Origin of the sequence: Pseudomonas sp. 21, assembly GCF_000955805.1 — a bacterium.
GTDB lineage: Bacteria > Pseudomonadota > Gammaproteobacteria > Pseudomonadales > Pseudomonadaceae > Pseudomonas.
Genome location: NZ_JYOA01000010.1, coordinates 131,817 through 149,153, shown reverse-complemented (window position 1 = coordinate 149,153; position 17,337 = coordinate 131,817). Strand labels below are relative to the sequence as shown.

Sequence of the window (17,337 nt, the reverse complement as noted above, 5' to 3'; positions counted from 1 at the left end):
ATGGCCCGCTCCTACAGGGGAATGTCGTCGTTTGCCAATGCTACGAAAAACGCGCCCGGAGGCGCGTTTCGTGGGGATCAGAAGCGATCGCGAACGATCGTTTCTTCCAGCGGCAGCCGGCCGATGCGCGGCTTGGCGTCCACCGCCTGTTTACCGACGGCGATCATCAGGCCGATGGCGTGGTTGGCCGGCAGGTTGATCAGCTTGCCCACGGCATCGAAGTCGAAACCGACCATCGGCACGCTGTCCAGGCCACGGCCACGGGCCGCGAGCATCAGGGTCTGGGCCACCAGGCCGCTGCTGCGCATGGCTTCGTCGCGCTGGGTCTGCGGCTTGTCGCGGTAGTAGCCGTCGATGGCGCCGACCATATAGTTCTTCACCTCGACCGGGGCGCCGTCCCACACGCGTTCGGCATTCTTCTCCCAGCTATCGACCTGCGCGCAGACGATCACCAGCATCGAAGCCTCGGTCATCTGTACCTGGTCCCAACCGGCTTCGCGAATCTGCGCGCGCAGCTGCGGGTCGCTGACTTCCACCAGGCGCACGTGCTGCAGGTTGAAGGAGGTGGGCGCGAGCAGCGCCTGTTGCAGCAGGTCGTCCTTCTCCTCGCGGCTCATCACGTAGGAAGTGTCGAAACCGCGGATGGAACGGCGGCTGCGGATGGCGTCTTCGATCAGCATGGAAAATCCTCTGGCTGGCATGGGCGGGAATGGCGCGCATGGTAAGCCGAGAGGCGGCCCCGTTGCAGAGCGGCGTATCGATAATGTCTATCCGATGCCTCGATAGAACGAAGCCCGCCCGGACCGGCGGGCTCCGACGCGGAAGTCAGCTCTCCAGCGCTTCCACCGGCACCGCGCTGGCCTGGCGCTGCTTGGGCGAGGTGAAGCTCAGGTAGCCATCCTCGACCTTGCCGAAGCGCAGCAGGGCCAGGTCCAGCGCGTAGTTCTGGTAGAGCTTCCACGGCGTGCGGTCGCCCTGCTTGGGCATGCGGTCGGCGGCGCGCTGGATGTAGCCGGAGTTGAGGTTGAGGAAGGGCTCTTCCTTCACCGACCCGTCGGTCTGGCGCGGCGTGCACTGGCGCATGCCGATGGCGTCCAGGTGGTTGATCAGGCGACAGAAGTACTCGCTGGACAGGTCCGCCTTGAGCGTCCAGCTGGCGTTGGTGTAGCCGACGATGGCGGCGAGGTTGGGCAGGTCGCGCAGCATGATGCCGCGATAGCCCATGCTCTGGGTGACCTCGAAAGGCTTGCCGTCGATGGCCAGTTCCGCACCGCCGAACATCACCAGGTCCAGCCCGGTGGCGGTGACGATCACGTCCGCTTCGAGCAACTGCCCGGACTTGAGCAGGATGCCTTTCTCGGTGAAGCGCTCGATGTGGTCGGTGACCACCGAGGCGCGGCCCTGGCGCAGCGCCTTGAACAGGTCGCCATCGGGTACGCAGCACACGCGCTCGTCCCACGGCTTGTAGCGCGGGCTGAAGTGGCGCATGTCGAAATCCTTGCCCAACTGCAGGTTGGCCAGCTTGAGCATGAGTTTGCGCACCGCGCCGGGGAACGCCTTGGAAGCCATGAAGAAGATCATCTGCATGGTCACGTTGCGCGCCCGCGCCTGGCGGTACACCCACTTCTCCGGCAGGAAGTTGCGCAGGAAGTTGGAGATCGGGTCCTTCGCCGGCAGGGTGATCACGTAGGACGGCGAGCGCTGCAGCATCGTGACATGGGCGGCCTTGTCGGTCAGCGAGGGGATCAGCGTGACGGCGGTGGCGCCGCTGCCGATCACCACGATGCGCTTGCCGCTGTAGTCGAAGTTCTCCGGCCACAGCTGCGGGTGGATGACCTGCCCGGCGAAGCTTTCGCGACCGGCGAAGTCCGGGGTGTAGCCGGCGTCGTAGCGGTAGTAGCCGGTGCACATGAAGAGGAACTGCGCACTCATGCGCACGGGCTCCTCCTCGTCACCGCGCTGCACGACGAGGTTCCAGCGCGCGCTGGCGCTGTCCCAGTCGGCCTTGAGCACGCGGTGGCGGTAGCGCACCTTGTCCTCGACGCGGTACTCGCGGGCGGTCTCGCGGATGTAGTTGAGGATCGACGGGCCGTCGGCGATGGCCTTGGGGTCGGTCCAGGGCTTGAAGTTGTAGCCCAGGGTGTACATGTCCGAGTCAGAGCGGATGCCCGGGTAGCGGAACAGGTCCCAGGTGCCGCCCATGGCCTCTCGGCCCTCGAGGATGGCGTAGGACTTGCCGGGACACTGCTTCTGCAGGTGACAGGCGGCGCCGATGCCGGACAGGCCGGCGCCGATGATCAGTACATCCAGATGCTCGACGGACATGCAGTACCTCCTTGGCAACCTTCGACCAACAAGCGGGTATCAATGCCCCATCCTAAACCCCGCCCCCGCGCGCCATGCCCGGCCAATGGATGGGTATCCAGCGGTTTTCGCACTGCACATCCACCGTGGATAGACCACAAATCTAGCAACCCGCGACGCAACAGCTAACTTTAGATCCGCCAGCGTTACCAGAACGCCGCTCCCCGGACAGACTGCCGGGGCATGCCACCTGCAAGGACTCCTGCCATGGCAATCGCAATTACCGCAAAAACCGATCGATTCAACCTCTCCGTGGTCGGCGCCGACTTCATCAACGATTGCTGTTTTGGCGAGGACATCGCCACCTGGCTGATCGCCGAACTCCGGGCGAAGAACTTCACGAGCAGCACCCACTGCATGGAGGATTTCGGCTGGTACCACGACCTGTCCGACGACGTGCGAAACTATGATGTGTTCATCGGCGGAAACTCCGACGAGCTGCCGGATAACCCCAACTATGGCGCCTGGCAGATCATCGTCGAGCGCAAGCGGGGCCTGTTGAGCAAGCTGCTCGGGCGGGACAGGATCGTCCAGGACGAGCGAGTGATCGCCGCGATCCTGGAAACGCTGCGCAGCAACCGGTTCAGCGAGATCGAAACCGAAGAGGTCATGAAGTAGCTGCGGCGTCCAGCCAGGGGGCCGCGACCGCTCGCACGCTTCAATCCACGTTCAGGCTGCCCGCCACCCAGGCCTTCACCTCCCCGTAGCGATAGTCCTCCAGCGTCGCGTACCCCGGCAGTGTGCGCGCGCGCAGGCGAGTAAAGGCCGGCACGCTGATGCCGCAGAGGAAGCGCGTCACGCAGTCGGCGCTGGGGGCAAGACCTCGGGCGCTGCGGTACTTCTCCAGGAAAGCGGCGCAGCGATTGTGCAGCGACTGGCCGTCCAGCGGCGGCAGCGCGGCTGGTTCCGGCAGCCGGGCGACGCGGCCGGCGCAGACCGAGCAGTGCCCGCAGCGGCTCGGTGCCTGCTGGTCGCCGAAGTACTGGGCGAGACGCCAGCTCAGGCAGTCCGAGCTGCCCAGCAGATCGAGCATGGCGCCGATGCGGGCGATCTCGCTTTCCTCATGGCGCTTGAAGTAGCTGTGCAGCTCCTCGCTCAACTTATCCACAGTGAAGGACGCGTCGCGCACCGAGTAGACCTCGGTCATCTGCTTGCTCTCCAGTTCCACCCAGCCACGCTCCTGGAAGTAGTCCAGCGCCTTCACCACTCGCGCGCGCTCGGCGCCATGGCGACTGTAGAGGGTGTCGAAATCCAGGGTCGCCCAGGTCCTGGCCCGCGCCGAGGTGGTGAGGATGGCGTCGACGAACTGGCGACGCTCACCTTCGAAATGATTGAGCAGCTCGGTGGGATCCATATTCAGCTTGTAGCGATATTCGGCGAAATAAGAGAAACGCGGAGCGATGATGCCGCGAAGCTCCAACTGCACCAAAAGCGTCTTCAGCGGCAGCTGGCGGATGTTCGACTGGTCCGACAGCGGCAGCAGCATGGTTTCCCACTGGCCCCCCCCCTGATCTCCAGCCGCCTGGCGAATCTCCTCCAGCACGAAGCGAATGCCCTCGCGCTCGGGCGTGTCACCGTAGACGAAGTTCTCCAGCACGTTGAGGCTGTCCCGGTTGGCCAGCACCAGGCACTCCGAGCGCTGGCCGTCACGCCCGGCGCGGCCGATCTCCTGGCTGTAGTTCTCCAGCGACTTGGGCAGGTCGTAGTGCACCACCTGGCGGATGTCGCTCTTGTCGATGCCCATGCCGAAGGCGATGGTGGCGACGATGCAGTTCAGCCGGCCCTCCATGAAGCGGCGCTGGATGCCCTCGCGCTCCGGGTGTTCCATCCCGGCGTGGTAGGCGCAGGCGGGAATGCCGCGTTCGGCCAGGTGCGCAGCGACTTCCTCGGCGGTCTTCTGCTGGGTGACGTAGACGATGGCCGGCTGCCCGGCACGCTCGCCCAGCCACTGGACCAACCGCGCGCGGCGGGCAGCGCTGGCCACCGGCTCCACCTGCAGATCGAGGTTGGCGCGGTAGAAGCCAGTGGTGACCACGTCGGCCTCGGCGATGGCGAACTTGCTGCGCATGTCCGCGATCACCGTCGGCGTCGCGGTGGCCGTGAGCAACAGCACCTGGGGGATGCGGAACTGCTTCTGGTAGTCCGGCAACTTCAGGTAGTCGGGGCGGAAGTTGTGGCCCCATTCGGAAATGCAGTGCGCCTCGTCCACCACCAGCAGGGAAATCGGCACCTCGCTGATGAAGTGGCGGAAGCGCTCGTTCTTCAGGCGCTCCACCGAGATCATCAGCACCTTCAGCTCGCCGCTACGCGCGCGGGCCATGGTCTGCGCAGTCTGTTCGCGGCTCTGCGCCGAATCGACGCTGGCGGCGGCGATGCCGTGGCGGGCGAGGAAGGCGAGCTGGTCCTGCATCAGCGCCAGCAACGGCGAGACCACCAGGGTCAGGTGTGGCAGCAGCAGTGCCGGCAACTGGTAGCACAGCGACTTGCCCGAGCCGGTGGGGAAGATCGCCGCCGCCGAGCGCCCGGCCAGCACCGCGCTCACCGCCGCCTGCTGACCAGGGCGGAACTGGCGAAAGCCGAAGACGCGTTCGAGGGTGTCGTGCATGCGGATAACTCCTTTCATGGGCGTCCACCCAGCCTAGAAACCGTTTTTGTAGGAGCGAGCTTGCTCGCGAACCGGAGTTGGGCTGTTCGCGAGCAAGCTCGCTCCTACGAAGAGCTCCTCGGAGCAGGACCGCTCCCAGGCGCCAATGAAAAAGCCGCCCGAAGGCGGCTCTTTCCAGAACAGGCTCGCTTACAGCTGCGGGCCGGCGTTCTTGATGGCGTCGCTCACGTCGAACTTCTGGAAGTTGTCGATGAACTTGGTGGCCAGGCCCTTGGCAGCTTCGTCGTAGGCAGCCTTGTCTTCCCAGGTGTTGCGCGGGTTGAGCAGGACGGTCTCGACGCCCGGAACGGCCTTGGGCACGTCCAGGTTGATGATGTCCAGGTGCTCGGTCTCGGCGCCGATCAGAGCACCGCTCTGGATGGCGGCGATCACGCCACGGGTGGTCGGGATGTTGAAGCGCTTGCCGACGCCGTAGCCACCACCGGTCCAGCCGGTGTTGACCAGGTAGACCTTGGAACCGAAGGCCTTGATGCGCTTGATCAGCAGTTCGGCGTAGACGCCGGCCGGACGCGGGAAGAACGGTGCGCCGAAGCAGGTGGAGAAGGTCGACTTGATGCCGCCGCCCGAACCCATTTCGGTGGAACCGACCAGTGCGGTGTAGCCGGACAGGAAGTGGTAGGCCGCCTGCTCGTTGTTCAGGATCGACACCGGCGGCAGAACGCCAGTCAGGTCGCAGGTCAGGAAGATCACGGCGTTGGGCTCGCCGCCGAGGTTCTGCTCGGAACGCTTCTCGACGTTCTCCAGCGGGTAGGCCGCGCGGGAGTTCTGGGTCAGGCTGTCATCGGCGTAGTCCGGAGTGCGGTTGTCGTCGAGGACGACGTTTTCCAGCACGGCGCCGAACTTGATGGCCTTCCAGATGACCGGCTCGTTCTTCTCGGACAGGTCGATGCACTTGGCATAGCAACCGCCTTCGATGTTGAAGACAACGCCTTCGCCCCAGCCGTGCTCGTCATCGCCGATCAGGTAGCGGCTTTCGTCGGCGGACAGGGTGGTCTTGCCGGTGCCGGACAGACCGAAGAACAGGGTCACGTCGCCGGCTTCGCCGATGTTGGCGGCGCAGTGCATCGGCAGCACGTCTTTTTCCGGCAGCAGGTAGTTCTGCACGCCGAACATGGCCTTCTTCATTTCACCGGCGTAGCGCATGCCGGCGATCAGCACCTTCTTCTGGGCGAAGTTGAGGATCACGCAGCCGTCGGAGTTGGTGCCGTCACGCTCGGGCACGCACTCGAAGTTGGCGACGTTGAGCACCTGCCACTCTTCGCGGCCGGCCGGGTTGTACTGCTCGGGCTCGATGAACAGCGCGCGGCCGAACAGGTTCTGCCAGGCGGTGGCAGTGGTCATCTTCACGGCCAGGTAGTGGTCGTGGGCCGAACCTACATGGACGTGGGAAACGAAATGGTCCTGGGCGTTATTGAAGGCCTGGACACGGTCCCACAGGGCATCGAACTTGTCGGCCGGGAACGGACGGTTGATGGCGCCCCATGCGATGGAATCCTTGCTGCCCGGCTCTTCGACGATGAAACGGTCGGCAGGCGAGCGGCCGGTGCGGTGGCCGGTTTTCACCACGAGCGAGCCGTTGTCGGCGAGTTCGCCTTCGCCGCGGCGAATGGCTTCTTCAACCAGTTGGGCAACGCTGATATCGGTGTAAACGGCTTTGTTGGCTTGCGTCATGTGGGTCCCCGTCGGCCGAAGCCGAGTCCTCCAAACATTGCGTAGTGACTTCTGATTCCCACTACCGCGGAAAAAAGTCGCGGGATTATGCCAGAAAAGAAATGGCCAAGTGCAGCCTCTGATCTGGCGAGAGCGCCATTGGTTCGGCTATCGGACAGATAGAAGCGGTCAATGGCGGGTTTCTGACGGCGTCTGGCTACCGCCGCCCGAGAACAGCTGGGCAACGTCCGAACCGTCGAACTGGTAGCGCTGGTTGCAGAACTGGCAGTCGATGACGATCTCGCCATCCTCTTCGGCCAGCAGACGCTCGGCGTCTTCCTGCCCAAGACTGACCAGCGCATTGGCCGAGCGTTCCCGCGAGCAGCTGCAGCGGAACACCAGCGGCTGCGGCTCGAACAGGCGCACGTCGTCCTCATGGTACAGGCGGTGCAGCACGGTAGCGTTGTCCAGGCCCAGCAGTTCCTCGGCAGTGAGGGTGTCGGCCAGGGTGCTGACGTGCTGCCAGCTGGCTTCCCGCGACTCGGCGTCGCGCTGACGGTCGGCCGGCAGTTGCTGCAGCAGCAGGCCGCGGGCGCGGCGGCTGTCGGCGTTGAGCCAGAAGCGGGTCGGCAACTGCTCGGAGGTGGCGAAGTAGGTAGAGAGGCACTCGGCCAGGGTGGCGCCCTCCAGCGGCACGATGCCCTGGTAGCGCTTGCCGTTCTTCGGATCGACGGTGAGCGTCAGCACGCCATGGGGCATCAGTTCCGCCAGGCCGGCGGTATCGCCGATGGCATCCGCGTCGTAGCGGGCCAGGCCGCGCACTTCGCGGTTGCTGGAGCACTCCACCATCAGCAGCGGCACGGCGCCGCTGGAGCGCGCCTGCAGCACCAGCAGGCCGTCGAACTTGAGGGTGCCGCAAAGTAGCGCGGCCGCGGCTAGCATTTCTCCCAACAGCTGGGCGACCGGCTGCGGATAGGGGTGCTTGGCCAGCACTTCGGCATAACTGCGGTCGAGCTCCACCAGCTCACCACGAACATCGGTGTTGTCGAACAGGAAACGCTGACTTTGATCGATCTGAGACATGCTGGGCACAACGCTGCGATAGGCACAAATAAATGACAAGTTGATGGCAAAGGCCTATAAAGCGCGCTTTGTCGTATCCGGCAACCCGGAACCGTTGTCAGAAGGGGGAATCGATTTTATGGACAAAACCACGCCGTTCCAAGCCACCTGGTCCTGGAAGCCCTTCATCGCCTGCCACCTCATGGCCCTCGCCCTGCTCCTGCTGTGGCTCTGGGAGCCCACTCGCAGCGCGATGGACCTGTTCGATTTCAGCCTGTTCAGCCTGCTCAACCAGCCGCTGGCAAGCAACGAAGCCTGGCGCCTGACCTGGGCCGTGGCCAGCACCCGGCCGTTCGACCTGCTGGTCGGGGTGATCCTGCTGCTGCTGATGATCCGTGGCGACTGGATCTTCAAGGCCACCCAGGTCCGCGCGGCGACCTTCGGCTTCTTGTGCGCCGCCTTCGTGCTGGTGGTCGTGCGCATCCTCTACGCCAAGATCGCCCACAAGCTGGGCTGGCAGCACGCGAGCATTTCCAGCATCGCGCCGGATGCCGTGCGCCTGGAGCACTTCTTCCCACAGTGGGAAGACACGCCCTTCGAAGTGAAGGACGAATCCGCCCGCAGCTTCCCCGGCGACCACGCCTCGGTGCTGTTGATCTGGGCGCTGTTCCTCACCCTGTTCGCCCGCAACGCCCTGCAGTGGGTGGTGATCTGGGGCCTGGCGCTGCTGTTCATGCTGCCGCGCCTGGTAGCCGGCGCGCACTGGGGCCAGGACGACTACATCGGTGGCGTGCAGATGGCGCTGGTGGCCCTGGCCTGGAGCTGCTTCACCCCGTTCGCCGCCAAGGGCAGCGCCGCGCTGGTGCGCTGGACCGACCCACTGTTCCGCCTGGCCGCGAAGATTCCGCTGGTCAACCGCCTGAGCGTCATCGCGGCCTGAGCCGCGGGCCGGCGCCCGTCCGGCGCGCCGGCCATTGCTCTCGACGAGAGCATCGGGATAAATCCCACAGCGATCTTCCGCGTTTCGTCGTGGTCAATGGAGCATCATCGCTCCCCCCGACCGGAGCCCCTCCAGGAGTTCGCCCCGCCATGCTGATCGAAACCCGCGCCATCCTGCTGGACATGGACGGCACCCTGGTGCAGTCCACCGCCGCCGTGGAAGTCATCTGGAGCCTGTGGTGCCAGCGCCACGGCCTGCCGCCGGAGGCTGCGCTGTCGATCTGCCACGGCGTGCGCTCGCAGGACGTGATCGGCCGCATCGCGCCGCACCTGGACCTGGCGGAAGAACTGGCGTTCCTGCACGAACTGGAACTCGAGCACGTGGCGCAACCGTCCATCGTCGGCGGCGCCGACCGTTTTCTCGGCGCCCTGACCGGCCAGCCCTGGGCGGTGGTCACCTCCGCCAGCCGCGCGATCGCCCTGGATCGCCTCGCCATCTGCGGCCTGCCGCTACCGGATGTGCTGATCGGTTCCGATGACGTCAGCGCCGGCAAGCCGGACCCGCAACCCTACCTGCTCGGCGCCCAGCGCCTGGGCATGGCGGCGCGGGACTGCCTGGCCTTCGAAGACGCCCCGGCCGGCGTGCGGAGCGCGCTGGACGCCGGCTGCCAGGTAATCCAGATCGGCACGGGCAGCGCTTTCGATCCACGCGTGCGCGCCGTGGTGCCGGACTGGTCACAGCTGAGCCTGAAGGCCGCGAACGGCAAACTGCTGATCGAACTGCCCCCTCACTCCTGATCGCGGAAGCTGAACAACTGGCGGCGTTGCTTCTTGGTCGGCCGCCCGTCGGTCTGCACGCCCAGCGCGCCGGCCTTGCGCATTGCCGAAGCATCCTCGCGGCGCTTCACGCTGTCGGCGGTCTCTTCATAGAGCAACTGCGCCTCGGGCGCGCCACGGCGCACCATGGAGAGCGCCTTCACCACCACGGTGCGCTCGTCGAAGCCGGTGCGGATCACGTACTCCTCGCCGACCTTCGGCTCCTTGCCCGGCTTGCAGCGCTCGCCACGGCAATGCACCTTGCCGCCATCGATGGCTTCCTTGGCCAGGGAGCGGGTCTTGTAGAAGCGCGCTGCCCACAGCCACTTGTCCAGGCGGACCTTGTCGTCGTCTTTTTCGCTCACTTCACAACCTCGTCATGCGGGTCTGAGAGTGTACCCGCGCCCCGCTGGCGGGGCACAGGCGGCCTGACTAGAATGCCGGCAAACGCCGGGGACACCAGCCTTGAAGACTTTCGACCAGCTGTCGGTAATTGGTCTGCGCGAATGGATCGCCCTGCCCGAACTGGGCATGGTCGGCCTGCGCGCGAAGATCGACACCGGCGCCAGCACCTCCAGCCTGCATGCCAGCGACATCGTGCCCTTCGAGCGCGACGGGCAGAGCTGGGTGCGTTTCGTCGCCCACCTGGGTACCCAGGTGCAGCGCCGTCATCGCTGCGAAGCGCCGGTGGTGACGATGAAGACCATCAAGAGCTCCAACGGCCAGGCCCAGACCCGCTACGTGATCCGCACCCTGCTGGCGCTGGGCGACCGCGCCTGGTCGGTGGAATTCACCCTGGCCTGCCGCAAGACCATGCGCTACCGCGTGCTGCTAGGCTCCAAGGCCCTGGTCCACGGCCAACTGGTGGTCAACCCCGGCCTCACCTACGTGCAAGACAAACCCCTCATCATGGTTCCCGCCACCCTTCCAGGTGATCAATGAAAATTGCTGTGCTGTCGCGCAATCCGCGCCTGTATTCCACCCGTCGGCTGGTGGAGGCCGGGCAGCAACGCGGCCACGAGATGGTGGTGATCGACACCCTCCGCGCCTACATGAACATCGCCAGCCACAAGCCGCAGATCCACTATCGCGGCAAGCCGCTGGAAGATTTCGACGCGGTGATCCCGCGCATCGGCGCCTCGGTGACCTTCTACGGCTGCGCCGTGCTGCGCCAGTTCGAGATGATGGGCGTCTTCCCGCTCAACGAGTCGGTGGCCATCGCCCGTTCCCGCGACAAGCTGCGCTCGCTGCAACTGCTCTCGCGCAAGGGCATCGGCCTGCCGGTAACCGGTTTCGCCCATTCCCCCGATGACGTGCCGGACCTGATCGAGATGGTCGGCGGCGCCCCGCTGGTGATCAAGCTGCTGGAAGGCACCCAGGGCATCGGCGTGGTGCTCTGCGAGACGGAGAAGGCCGCCGAATCCGTGCTGGAGGCCTTCATGGGGCTCAAGCACAACATCATGGTGCAGGAGTACATCAAGGAAGCCGGCGGCGCCGACATCCGCTGCTTCGTGGTCGGCGACAAGGTGATTGCCTCGATGAAGCGCCAGGCCGCGGCCGGCGAGTTCCGTTCCAACCTGCACCGCGGCGGCAGCGCCAGCCTGATCAAGATCACCCCGGAAGAACGCATGACCGCCATCCGCGCCGCCAAGGTGATGGGCCTGCACGTCGCCGGCGTCGACATCCTGCGCTCCAACCACGGGCCACTGGTCATGGAGGTGAATTCCTCGCCGGGCCTGGAAGGCATCGAGACCACCACCGGCAAGGACATCGCCGGGGTGATCATCGAGTACCTGGAGAAGAATGGCGGGCCGCATCTGGCGCGGACCAAGGGCAAGGGGTGAGCCGGGGCTTTCGCGACGCATACGTTGCGCCGGCGAACGCCAGGACAAGGATGGCCTGGCAGGGGCCCAGAGAAGCACGTAGTCACGACAGGGATGTCAGGACGCTCTTCAGCACAACATGGGGCTTTGCCCTCTCCCCAGCCCTCTCCCTCAGGGAGAGGGTGAGCGGCTGCATGGCGGCCAGATCAGCATGAAGCACCGAGCCCCCGAAGCTCCAGCTCCAGCTCCAGCTCCAGCTCCAGCTCCAGCTCCAAGCTTCATTGCCCCGCGGAACCCTTCGCGAGCAAGCTCGCTCCTACAGTTTCCTCTGCAATAACCGGATGACAGACATGCCCGCTTCCCGCCCCCACGCCGAACTCACCTGGTCGCCCATCGAAGGCCGCGTCGCGCTGGTCGCACCGGCCTCGGCGATTGCCGAGGAGGTGCTGGAAGCCACCTTGCGCCAGCTGGAAGTCCAGGGCATCGACTACCACCTGGGCGAACACGCCGACGCGCGCTACCGCTACCTGGCCGGCACGCCGGAGCAGCGCCTGGAGGACTTCCACGCCGCCTTCGAGCTGGAAGATGTCAGTGCCGTCTGGTGCCTGCGCGGTGGCTACGGCTGTGGGCAACTTATTCCGCAGCTGGACTGGCAGCGCCTGAAGGCCGCCTCACCGCGCCCGCTGATCGGCTTCTCGGACATTTCCATCCTGCTCAGCGCCTTCCACCGTCAGGGCCTGCCGGCGATCCACGGCATGGTCGCCACCGGGCTCGGCCTGCAGCCGCTGAGCGCGCCCAATGAACAGCGCGAACGCCTGGCATCGCTGGCATCGATCAGCCATGTGCTGGCGGGCGGCCCCGGCAAGCTGGCGGTTCAGCACCTCGCCGGGCCGAAACTCGCCGTAGAAGGCCAATTGATCGGCGGCAACCTCACCGCGCTGGCCTGCATGGCCGGCACCGCGGGCGCACTGTACGTGCCGGATGGCGCGATCCTGATCCTCGAGGACGTCGGCGAGCCCTATTACCGAATCGAACGCAGCCTCTGGCAGTTGTTGAACAGCCTGAACGGCGCGCGCCTGGGCGCGATCTGCCTCGGCACCTTCACCGATTGCCCGCGCAAGGGCGTAGCCCACAGCCTGGAAGAAATCTTCGCCGAATATGCCGCGCAGCTGAGCGTACCGCTCTACCACGAGCTGCCCAGCGGTCACGGCGCACACAACAGAGCCTGGCCCTACGGGCGCCAGGCGGTTCTGGAAGGCAAATCCCTGCGCTGGGATTAGTGCGCGTCGCGCGGCAGCAGCAGGCCCAGCGGGAGGCAGACGCGCGCTTCCACGCCACCGCCCTCGCGGTTGCGCAGCTCGATGCTGCCGCCGTGCTGTTCGGCGATGCGCTTGACGATGGCCAGCCCGAGGCCGGTGCCCTTGCCGCCGCGCGCTTTGTCGCCACGGAAGAAGGGGTTGAAGATGTTCTCCAGCTCCTGAGGATCGACGCCCGTGCCGCGGTCCAGCACGCTGAGCACCACGTAGGGCGCGCCGCCGCCACCGGCGACGTGGGCCGCCACTTCGACCTTGCCGCCACCGTGGTTGAGGCCGTTCTCGATCAGGTTGCCGAGCAGGCGCTTGATCGATACGCGGCGGAAGCGGAACAGCGGCAGCGTCTCCAGGCACAGGCGCACACGGTTGCCGGCCTGGTTGAAGGCGTCGGCCACTTCGCGGATCAGGTCGGCGAGGTCACCCTCTTCCACCGGCTCGTCGCGGCCATCGCGGATAAAGGCGAGGAACTGGTCGAGGATGGCATCCATGTCCTCGATGTCGCGGACCATGTCTTCGACCATCTCGCGATCGCTGTCGGGCATCAGTTCCAGCGACAGGCGCAGGCGCGTCAAGGGCGTGCGCAGGTCGTGGGAGACGCCGGCCAGCATCAGCTCGCGCTCACGCCCGGCCTGCTCGACATCGTCGGCCATCTGGTTGAAGGCGCGGTACACCTCGGCCATCTCGCTGGGCGTTTCCTGCCCCAGCGGCAGGCGCACGCTGCGCCCCTTGCCGAACTCGCGGGAGGCGAAGACCAGGCGCTTGAGCGGCTGGCTGAGCTGCCGCACGAAGATCCACGCCGCCGCGGTGGACAACAGGCCGATGCCGAGGAACCAGCCCAGCACGCTCCAGATCTGCTGGCCACGCAGCGGGTGCGGATAGAGCGGTACGCCGATCCAGCCATCGCCCAGGGTCGGTGCGCGCACCCAGAGCATCGACGGATGGTGGATGCGCAGGCGCGTCTCGGTGTCGATGCCCAGCTCCATGCGCATCTGCCGCTGGAAGATTTCCGTGTACGGCCAGTGCACTTCCTCCGGCTGCCCCTGCTCGTGGGGCGCCCACTTCAGCCCGGCGGACTGGGCGATGGCCTCCCGCGATTTCTCGTCGGCCGCCCAGTAGGCGCGCACGGTCAGCGCGGCGCCATGGCTGTACTGGCGGTCGACCAGCATGTCTTCGTTCATCAGCAGGTAGACCAGGGTCAGCGCCTTGGAGAACAGCACGACGATAAGCACCAGCCAGAGGGTGCGGGCGAAGAAGCTTTGCGGGAACCAGAGGGGTGTTTTCAAGAACGGACTACCAGGGAGCACGAAGTGTAGGAGCGCGCTTGTTCGCGAAGCCGCATCGGCGCGAGGCATTGTTCGCGAGCAAGCTCGCTCCTACAGGTTGAATCACTTGCGCGCGGCGCCGTCCGGCACGAATACGTAGCCCACGCCCCAGACGGTCTGGATATAGCGCGGCTTCGACGGATCGGGCTCGATCAGCCGGCGCAGGCGGGAAATCTGCACGTCGATGGAGCGCTCCAGGGCGTCCCACTCGCGGCCGCGGGCCAGGTTCATCAGCTTGTCGCGGGTCAGCGGCTCGCGGGCGTGCTGCACCAGGGCCTTGAGCACGGCGAACTCACCGGTGGTGAGCATGTGCACTTCCTCGCCCTTCTTCAGCTCGCGGGTCGCCAGGTGCAGCTCGTAGTCGCCGAAGGTGACGATCTCGTCCTCGCCCGCCGGCGCGCCGGGCACCAGCGGCGCCTGGCGGCGCAGCACGGCCTTGATCCGCGCCAGCAGCTCACGCGGGTTGAACGGCTTGGCCAGGTAGTCGTCGGCGCCCTGCTCCAGGCCCGAGATGCGGCTGGTCTCGTCGCCCTTGGCGGTGAGCATGATGATCGGGATCTGGTTGTTCGACTCGCGCAGGCGCTTGCACGCCGAGAGGCCATCCTCGCCCGGCATCATCAGGTCCAGCACCACCAGCTGGAACAGCTCGCGGGCCAGCAGGCGATCCATCTGCTCGGTGTTTTCGACGGCGCGGACACGGTAACCCTGCTCATCGAGGAAGCGTTCCAGCAGACGGCGCAGGCGCGCGTCGTCATCGACCACGAGGATCTTTTCGCCTTCGGGCAGGGTGGCAGCGTTGCTCATGGAAACTCCCAGAATCTGATTCGGCGGGCATTATCGCCCAGCAGCCGCGCATCACGGCTTGTCCATTGTTAGCAGATTTTTCCCCGACCAGTCGCGCGCCCGGTGAAATTGTCGTGGGTATAATGCGGCGCTTTTGCGGCGGGGCGTTGTCATAGACGCCTGCCAAGCGCCACGGCGCGGCAGCCTAGCCCCGTATTTTGTTGGTTTCACTAGGTGGATTCATGGACAGCATCAACACCCGTATCGCCGAAGAGCTTTCCGCACTGCCCTCCGGCCGCGTTCAACCGCAGCAAGTCGCCGCTGCCGTCGCCCTGCTCGATGAAGGCTCCACCGTCCCCTTCATCGCCCGTTACCGCAAAGAAGTCACTGGCAGCCTGGACGACACCCAGCTGCGCATGCTCGAAGAGCGCCTGCGCTACCTGCGCGAGCTGGAAGACCGCCGTGGCGCGATCCTCGCCAGCATCGAGGAACAGGGCAAGCTGACCCCGGAACTGGCCCGCGAGATCAAGCTCGCTGATACCAAGACCCGCCTCGAAGACCTCTACCTGCCTTATAAGCAGAAGCGCCGCACCAAGGGCCAGATCGCCCTGGAAGCCGGCCTGGGCGAACTGGCCGACGCGCTGTTCGCCGACCCGAGCCTGACCCCGGAAAGCGAAGCCGCGCGCTTCGTCGATGCCGAGAAGGGCTTCGCCGACACCAAGGCCGTGCTCGAGGGCGCCAAGTACATCCTCATGGAGCGTTTCGCCGAGGACGCCACGCTGCTCGATCGCCTGCGCAGCTTCCTCAAGGACAACGCCACCCTGACCGCGCGCCTGGTGCCGGGCAAGGAAACCGAAGGCGCCAAGTTCAGCGACTACTTCGAGCACGACGAGCCGCTGAAGAATGCCCCGTCGCACCGCGCCCTGGCGATCTTCCGTGGCCGCAACGAAGGCATCCTGAGCGTTGCCCTGAAGGTCGGCGAAGAGCTGCCGGGCACCTCCCACCCTTGCGAAATCATGATTGGCGAACGCTTCGGCATCGCCAGCCAGGGGCGCGCGGCGGACAAGTGGCTCTCCGAGGTGGTGCGCTGGACCTGGAAGGTCAAGCTCTACACCCACCTGGAAACCGACCTGCTGGGCGAGCTGCGCGACGGCGCCGACCTCGAAGCGATCAACGTCTTCGCCCGCAACCTGCACGACCTGCTGCTGGCCGCCCCGGCCGGCCCGCGCGCCACCCTGGGTCTCGACCCGGGCCTGCGCACCGGCGTGAAGGTCGCCGTGGTCGATGCCACCGGCAAGCTGCTGGATACCGCCACCGTCTACCCGCACGTGCCAAAGAACCAGTGGGACCAGACCATCGCCGTGCTCGCCGCGCTGTGCGCCAAGCACCAGGTGGAGCTGATCGCCATCGGCAACGGCACCGCCAGCCGCGAGACCGACAAGCTGGCCGCCGAGCTGATCAAGAAATACCCGGCGCTCAAGTGCACCAAGATCATGGTCAGCGAGGCCGGCGCCTCGGTGTACTCCGCATCGGAGCTGGCTGCGAAGGAATTCCCGGAGCTGGACGTCTCGCTGCGCGGCGCCGTGTCCATCGCCCGCCGCCTGCAGGACCCGCTGGCCGAGCTGGTGAAGATCGAGCCGAAATCCATTGGCGTCGGCCAGTACCAGCACGACGTGTCCCAGCTGCAGCTCGCGCGCAGCCTGGATGCAGTGGTGGAAGACTGCGTGAACGCCGTGGGCGTGGACGTGAACACCGCCTCCGCCGCCCTGCTGGCGCGCATCTCCGGCCTCAACAGCACCCTGGCACAGAACATCGTCTCGCACCGTGACGCCAACGGCGCGTTCCGCACCCGCGACGACCTGCGCAAGGTCAGCCGCCTGGGCGACAAGACCTTCGAACAGGCCGCCGGCTTCCTCCGCGTGATGAACGGCGACAACCCGCTGGACGCCTCCGCGGTGCACCCGGAAACCTACCCGCTGGTGCAGCGCATCGCCGCCGACACCGGCCGCGACGTGCGCTCGCTGGTGGGCGACTCGGGCTTCCTCAAGCGCCTGGACCCGAAGCAGTTCACCGACGAGCAGTTCGGCCTGCCCACCGTCACCGACATCCTCAAGGAACTCGACAAACCCGGCCGCGACCCGCGCCCGGAGTTCAAGACCGCCGAGTTCCAGGAAGGCGTCGAGAGCCTCAAGGACCTCACCCCCGGCATGGTGCTCGAAGGCGTGGTGACCAACGTCACCAACTTCGGCGCCTTCGTCGACATCGGCGTCCACCAGGACGGCCTGGTGCACATCTCCGCGCTGTCGGAGAAGTTCGTCAAGGACCCGTACGAAGTGGTCAAGGCCGGTGACATCGTCAAGGTCAAGGTCATGGAAGTGGACATCCCGCGCAACCGCGTCGGCCTGTCCATGCGCATGAGCGACACCCCCGGCGAGAAGGTCGACGGCCCGCGCGGCGGCGGCCGCCCCGGCAACGGCGCGCCGCGTGGCGAGCGCAGCACTGCCCCGCGCCAGCAGGAGAAGGCCCCGGCGAACAACGCCATGGCCTCGCTGTTCGCCAACGCCAAGCAAATCAAGAAGAAGTAAGGAAGGTCCATGAGC

The 17,337-nt window shown here is 66.0% G+C and carries 15 protein-coding genes; 7 read left to right on the top strand and 8 right to left on the bottom strand.

The annotated features are described in order from the left end of the window. Window positions 1–77 precede the first annotated feature (77 nt). Both UB43_RS22655 and UB43_RS22650 read right to left on the bottom strand, forming a co-directional pair. Window positions 78–680 (bottom strand): nitroreductase family protein, encoded by a 603-nt coding sequence (locus UB43_RS22655; RefSeq protein ID WP_045215662.1) that lies wholly within the window; start codon window positions 678–680, stop codon window positions 78–80. A 145-nt stretch (window positions 681–825) separates the two neighbouring features. Then, a complete protein-coding gene (locus tag UB43_RS22650; protein WP_045215659.1) occupies window positions 826–2,325 on the bottom strand; it encodes an NAD(P)/FAD-dependent oxidoreductase in 1,500 nt (499 codons plus the stop codon). A gap of 246 nt (window positions 2,326–2,571) precedes the next feature. Here UB43_RS22650 and UB43_RS22645 point away from each other — a divergent pair, with 246 nt between their 5' ends. After that, complete coding sequence (locus tag UB43_RS22645) at window positions 2,572–2,982, top strand: hypothetical protein (RefSeq protein ID WP_045215657.1); 411 nt, start codon at window positions 2,572–2,574, stop codon at window positions 2,980–2,982. Window positions 2,983–3,022: 40 nt separating this feature from the next. Here the strand turns inward: UB43_RS22645 and UB43_RS22640 are convergent, their stop codons facing one another. The 3 genes from UB43_RS22640 to hslO all read right to left on the bottom strand — a co-directional run bounded on the left by UB43_RS22640 (window position 3,023) and on the right by hslO (window position 7,762). Further along, entirely contained in the window at window positions 3,023–4,969 is a 1,947-nt protein-coding gene (locus UB43_RS22640; RefSeq protein ID WP_045215654.1) for an ATP-dependent DNA helicase RecQ, read from the bottom strand. Window positions 4,970–5,158: 189 nt separating this feature from the next. Beyond that, a complete protein-coding gene (locus UB43_RS22635) occupies window positions 5,159–6,700 on the bottom strand; it encodes a phosphoenolpyruvate carboxykinase (RefSeq protein ID WP_045215652.1) in 1,542 nt (513 codons plus the stop codon). Window positions 6,701–6,868: 168 nt separating this feature from the next. Further along, a complete protein-coding gene (gene hslO, locus UB43_RS22630; RefSeq protein WP_045215650.1) occupies window positions 6,869–7,762 on the bottom strand; it encodes an Hsp33 family molecular chaperone HslO in 894 nt (297 codons plus the stop codon). A gap of 118 nt (window positions 7,763–7,880) precedes the next feature. Between hslO and UB43_RS22625 the strand changes: the two genes are divergently transcribed. Both UB43_RS22625 and UB43_RS22620 read left to right on the top strand, forming a co-directional pair. Then, window positions 7,881–8,681, top strand: coding sequence for a phosphatase PAP2 family protein (locus UB43_RS22625; RefSeq protein WP_045215648.1), 801 nt, complete (start codon window positions 7,881–7,883; stop codon window positions 8,679–8,681). Window positions 8,682–8,830: 149 nt separating this feature from the next. Then, window positions 8,831–9,478 carry an HAD-IA family hydrolase gene (locus tag UB43_RS22620; RefSeq protein ID WP_045215646.1) on the top strand — a complete coding sequence of 216 codons (648 nt, stop codon included), beginning with the start codon at window positions 8,831–8,833 and terminating at the stop codon, window positions 9,476–9,478. On the opposite strand, the gene UB43_RS22615 is transcribed toward UB43_RS22620, so the two are convergent. Next, window positions 9,469–9,861 (bottom strand): RNA-binding S4 domain-containing protein, encoded by a 393-nt coding sequence (locus tag UB43_RS22615; RefSeq protein WP_045215645.1) that lies wholly within the window; start codon window positions 9,859–9,861, stop codon window positions 9,469–9,471. The two genes, UB43_RS22620 and UB43_RS22615, sit on opposite strands and share 10 nt — an antisense overlap. 133 nt (window positions 9,862–9,994) lie before the next feature. On the opposite strand from UB43_RS22615, the gene UB43_RS22610 reads away from it, so the two are divergent. From UB43_RS22610 to UB43_RS22600, 3 genes are all read left to right on the top strand, one after another. Continuing rightward, complete coding sequence (locus tag UB43_RS22610) at window positions 9,995–10,438, top strand: ATP-dependent zinc protease (RefSeq protein ID WP_256205346.1); 444 nt, start codon at window positions 9,995–9,997, stop codon at window positions 10,436–10,438. Further along, window positions 10,435–11,340, top strand: coding sequence for a 30S ribosomal protein S6--L-glutamate ligase (gene rimK / locus UB43_RS22605; protein ID WP_045215639.1), 906 nt, complete (start codon window positions 10,435–10,437; stop codon window positions 11,338–11,340). Before UB43_RS22610 ends, rimK begins: the two co-directional genes overlap by 4 nt. 329 nt (window positions 11,341–11,669) lie before the next feature. Beyond that, on the top strand, window positions 11,670–12,599 hold the full coding sequence (locus UB43_RS22600) for an LD-carboxypeptidase (protein ID WP_045215637.1): 930 nt from the start codon (window positions 11,670–11,672) through the stop codon (window positions 12,597–12,599). Here the strand turns inward: UB43_RS22600 and UB43_RS22595 are convergent. Next, a complete protein-coding gene (locus UB43_RS22595) occupies window positions 12,596–13,915 on the bottom strand; it encodes an ATP-binding protein (protein WP_045215634.1) in 1,320 nt (439 codons plus the stop codon). The genes UB43_RS22600 and UB43_RS22595 overlap by 4 nt on opposite strands. A gap of 102 nt (window positions 13,916–14,017) precedes the next feature. Further along, window positions 14,018–14,758, bottom strand: a complete 741-nt coding sequence (ompR, locus tag UB43_RS22590) for a two-component system response regulator OmpR (protein ID WP_045215632.1) — start codon at window positions 14,756–14,758, stop codon at window positions 14,018–14,020. Between the two features lie 221 nt (window positions 14,759–14,979). On the opposite strand from ompR, the gene UB43_RS22585 reads away from it, so the two are divergent. Next, a complete protein-coding gene (locus tag UB43_RS22585) occupies window positions 14,980–17,322 on the top strand; it encodes a Tex family protein (RefSeq protein WP_045215629.1) in 2,343 nt (780 codons plus the stop codon). The last annotated feature ends 15 nt before the right edge of the window (window positions 17,323–17,337 follow it).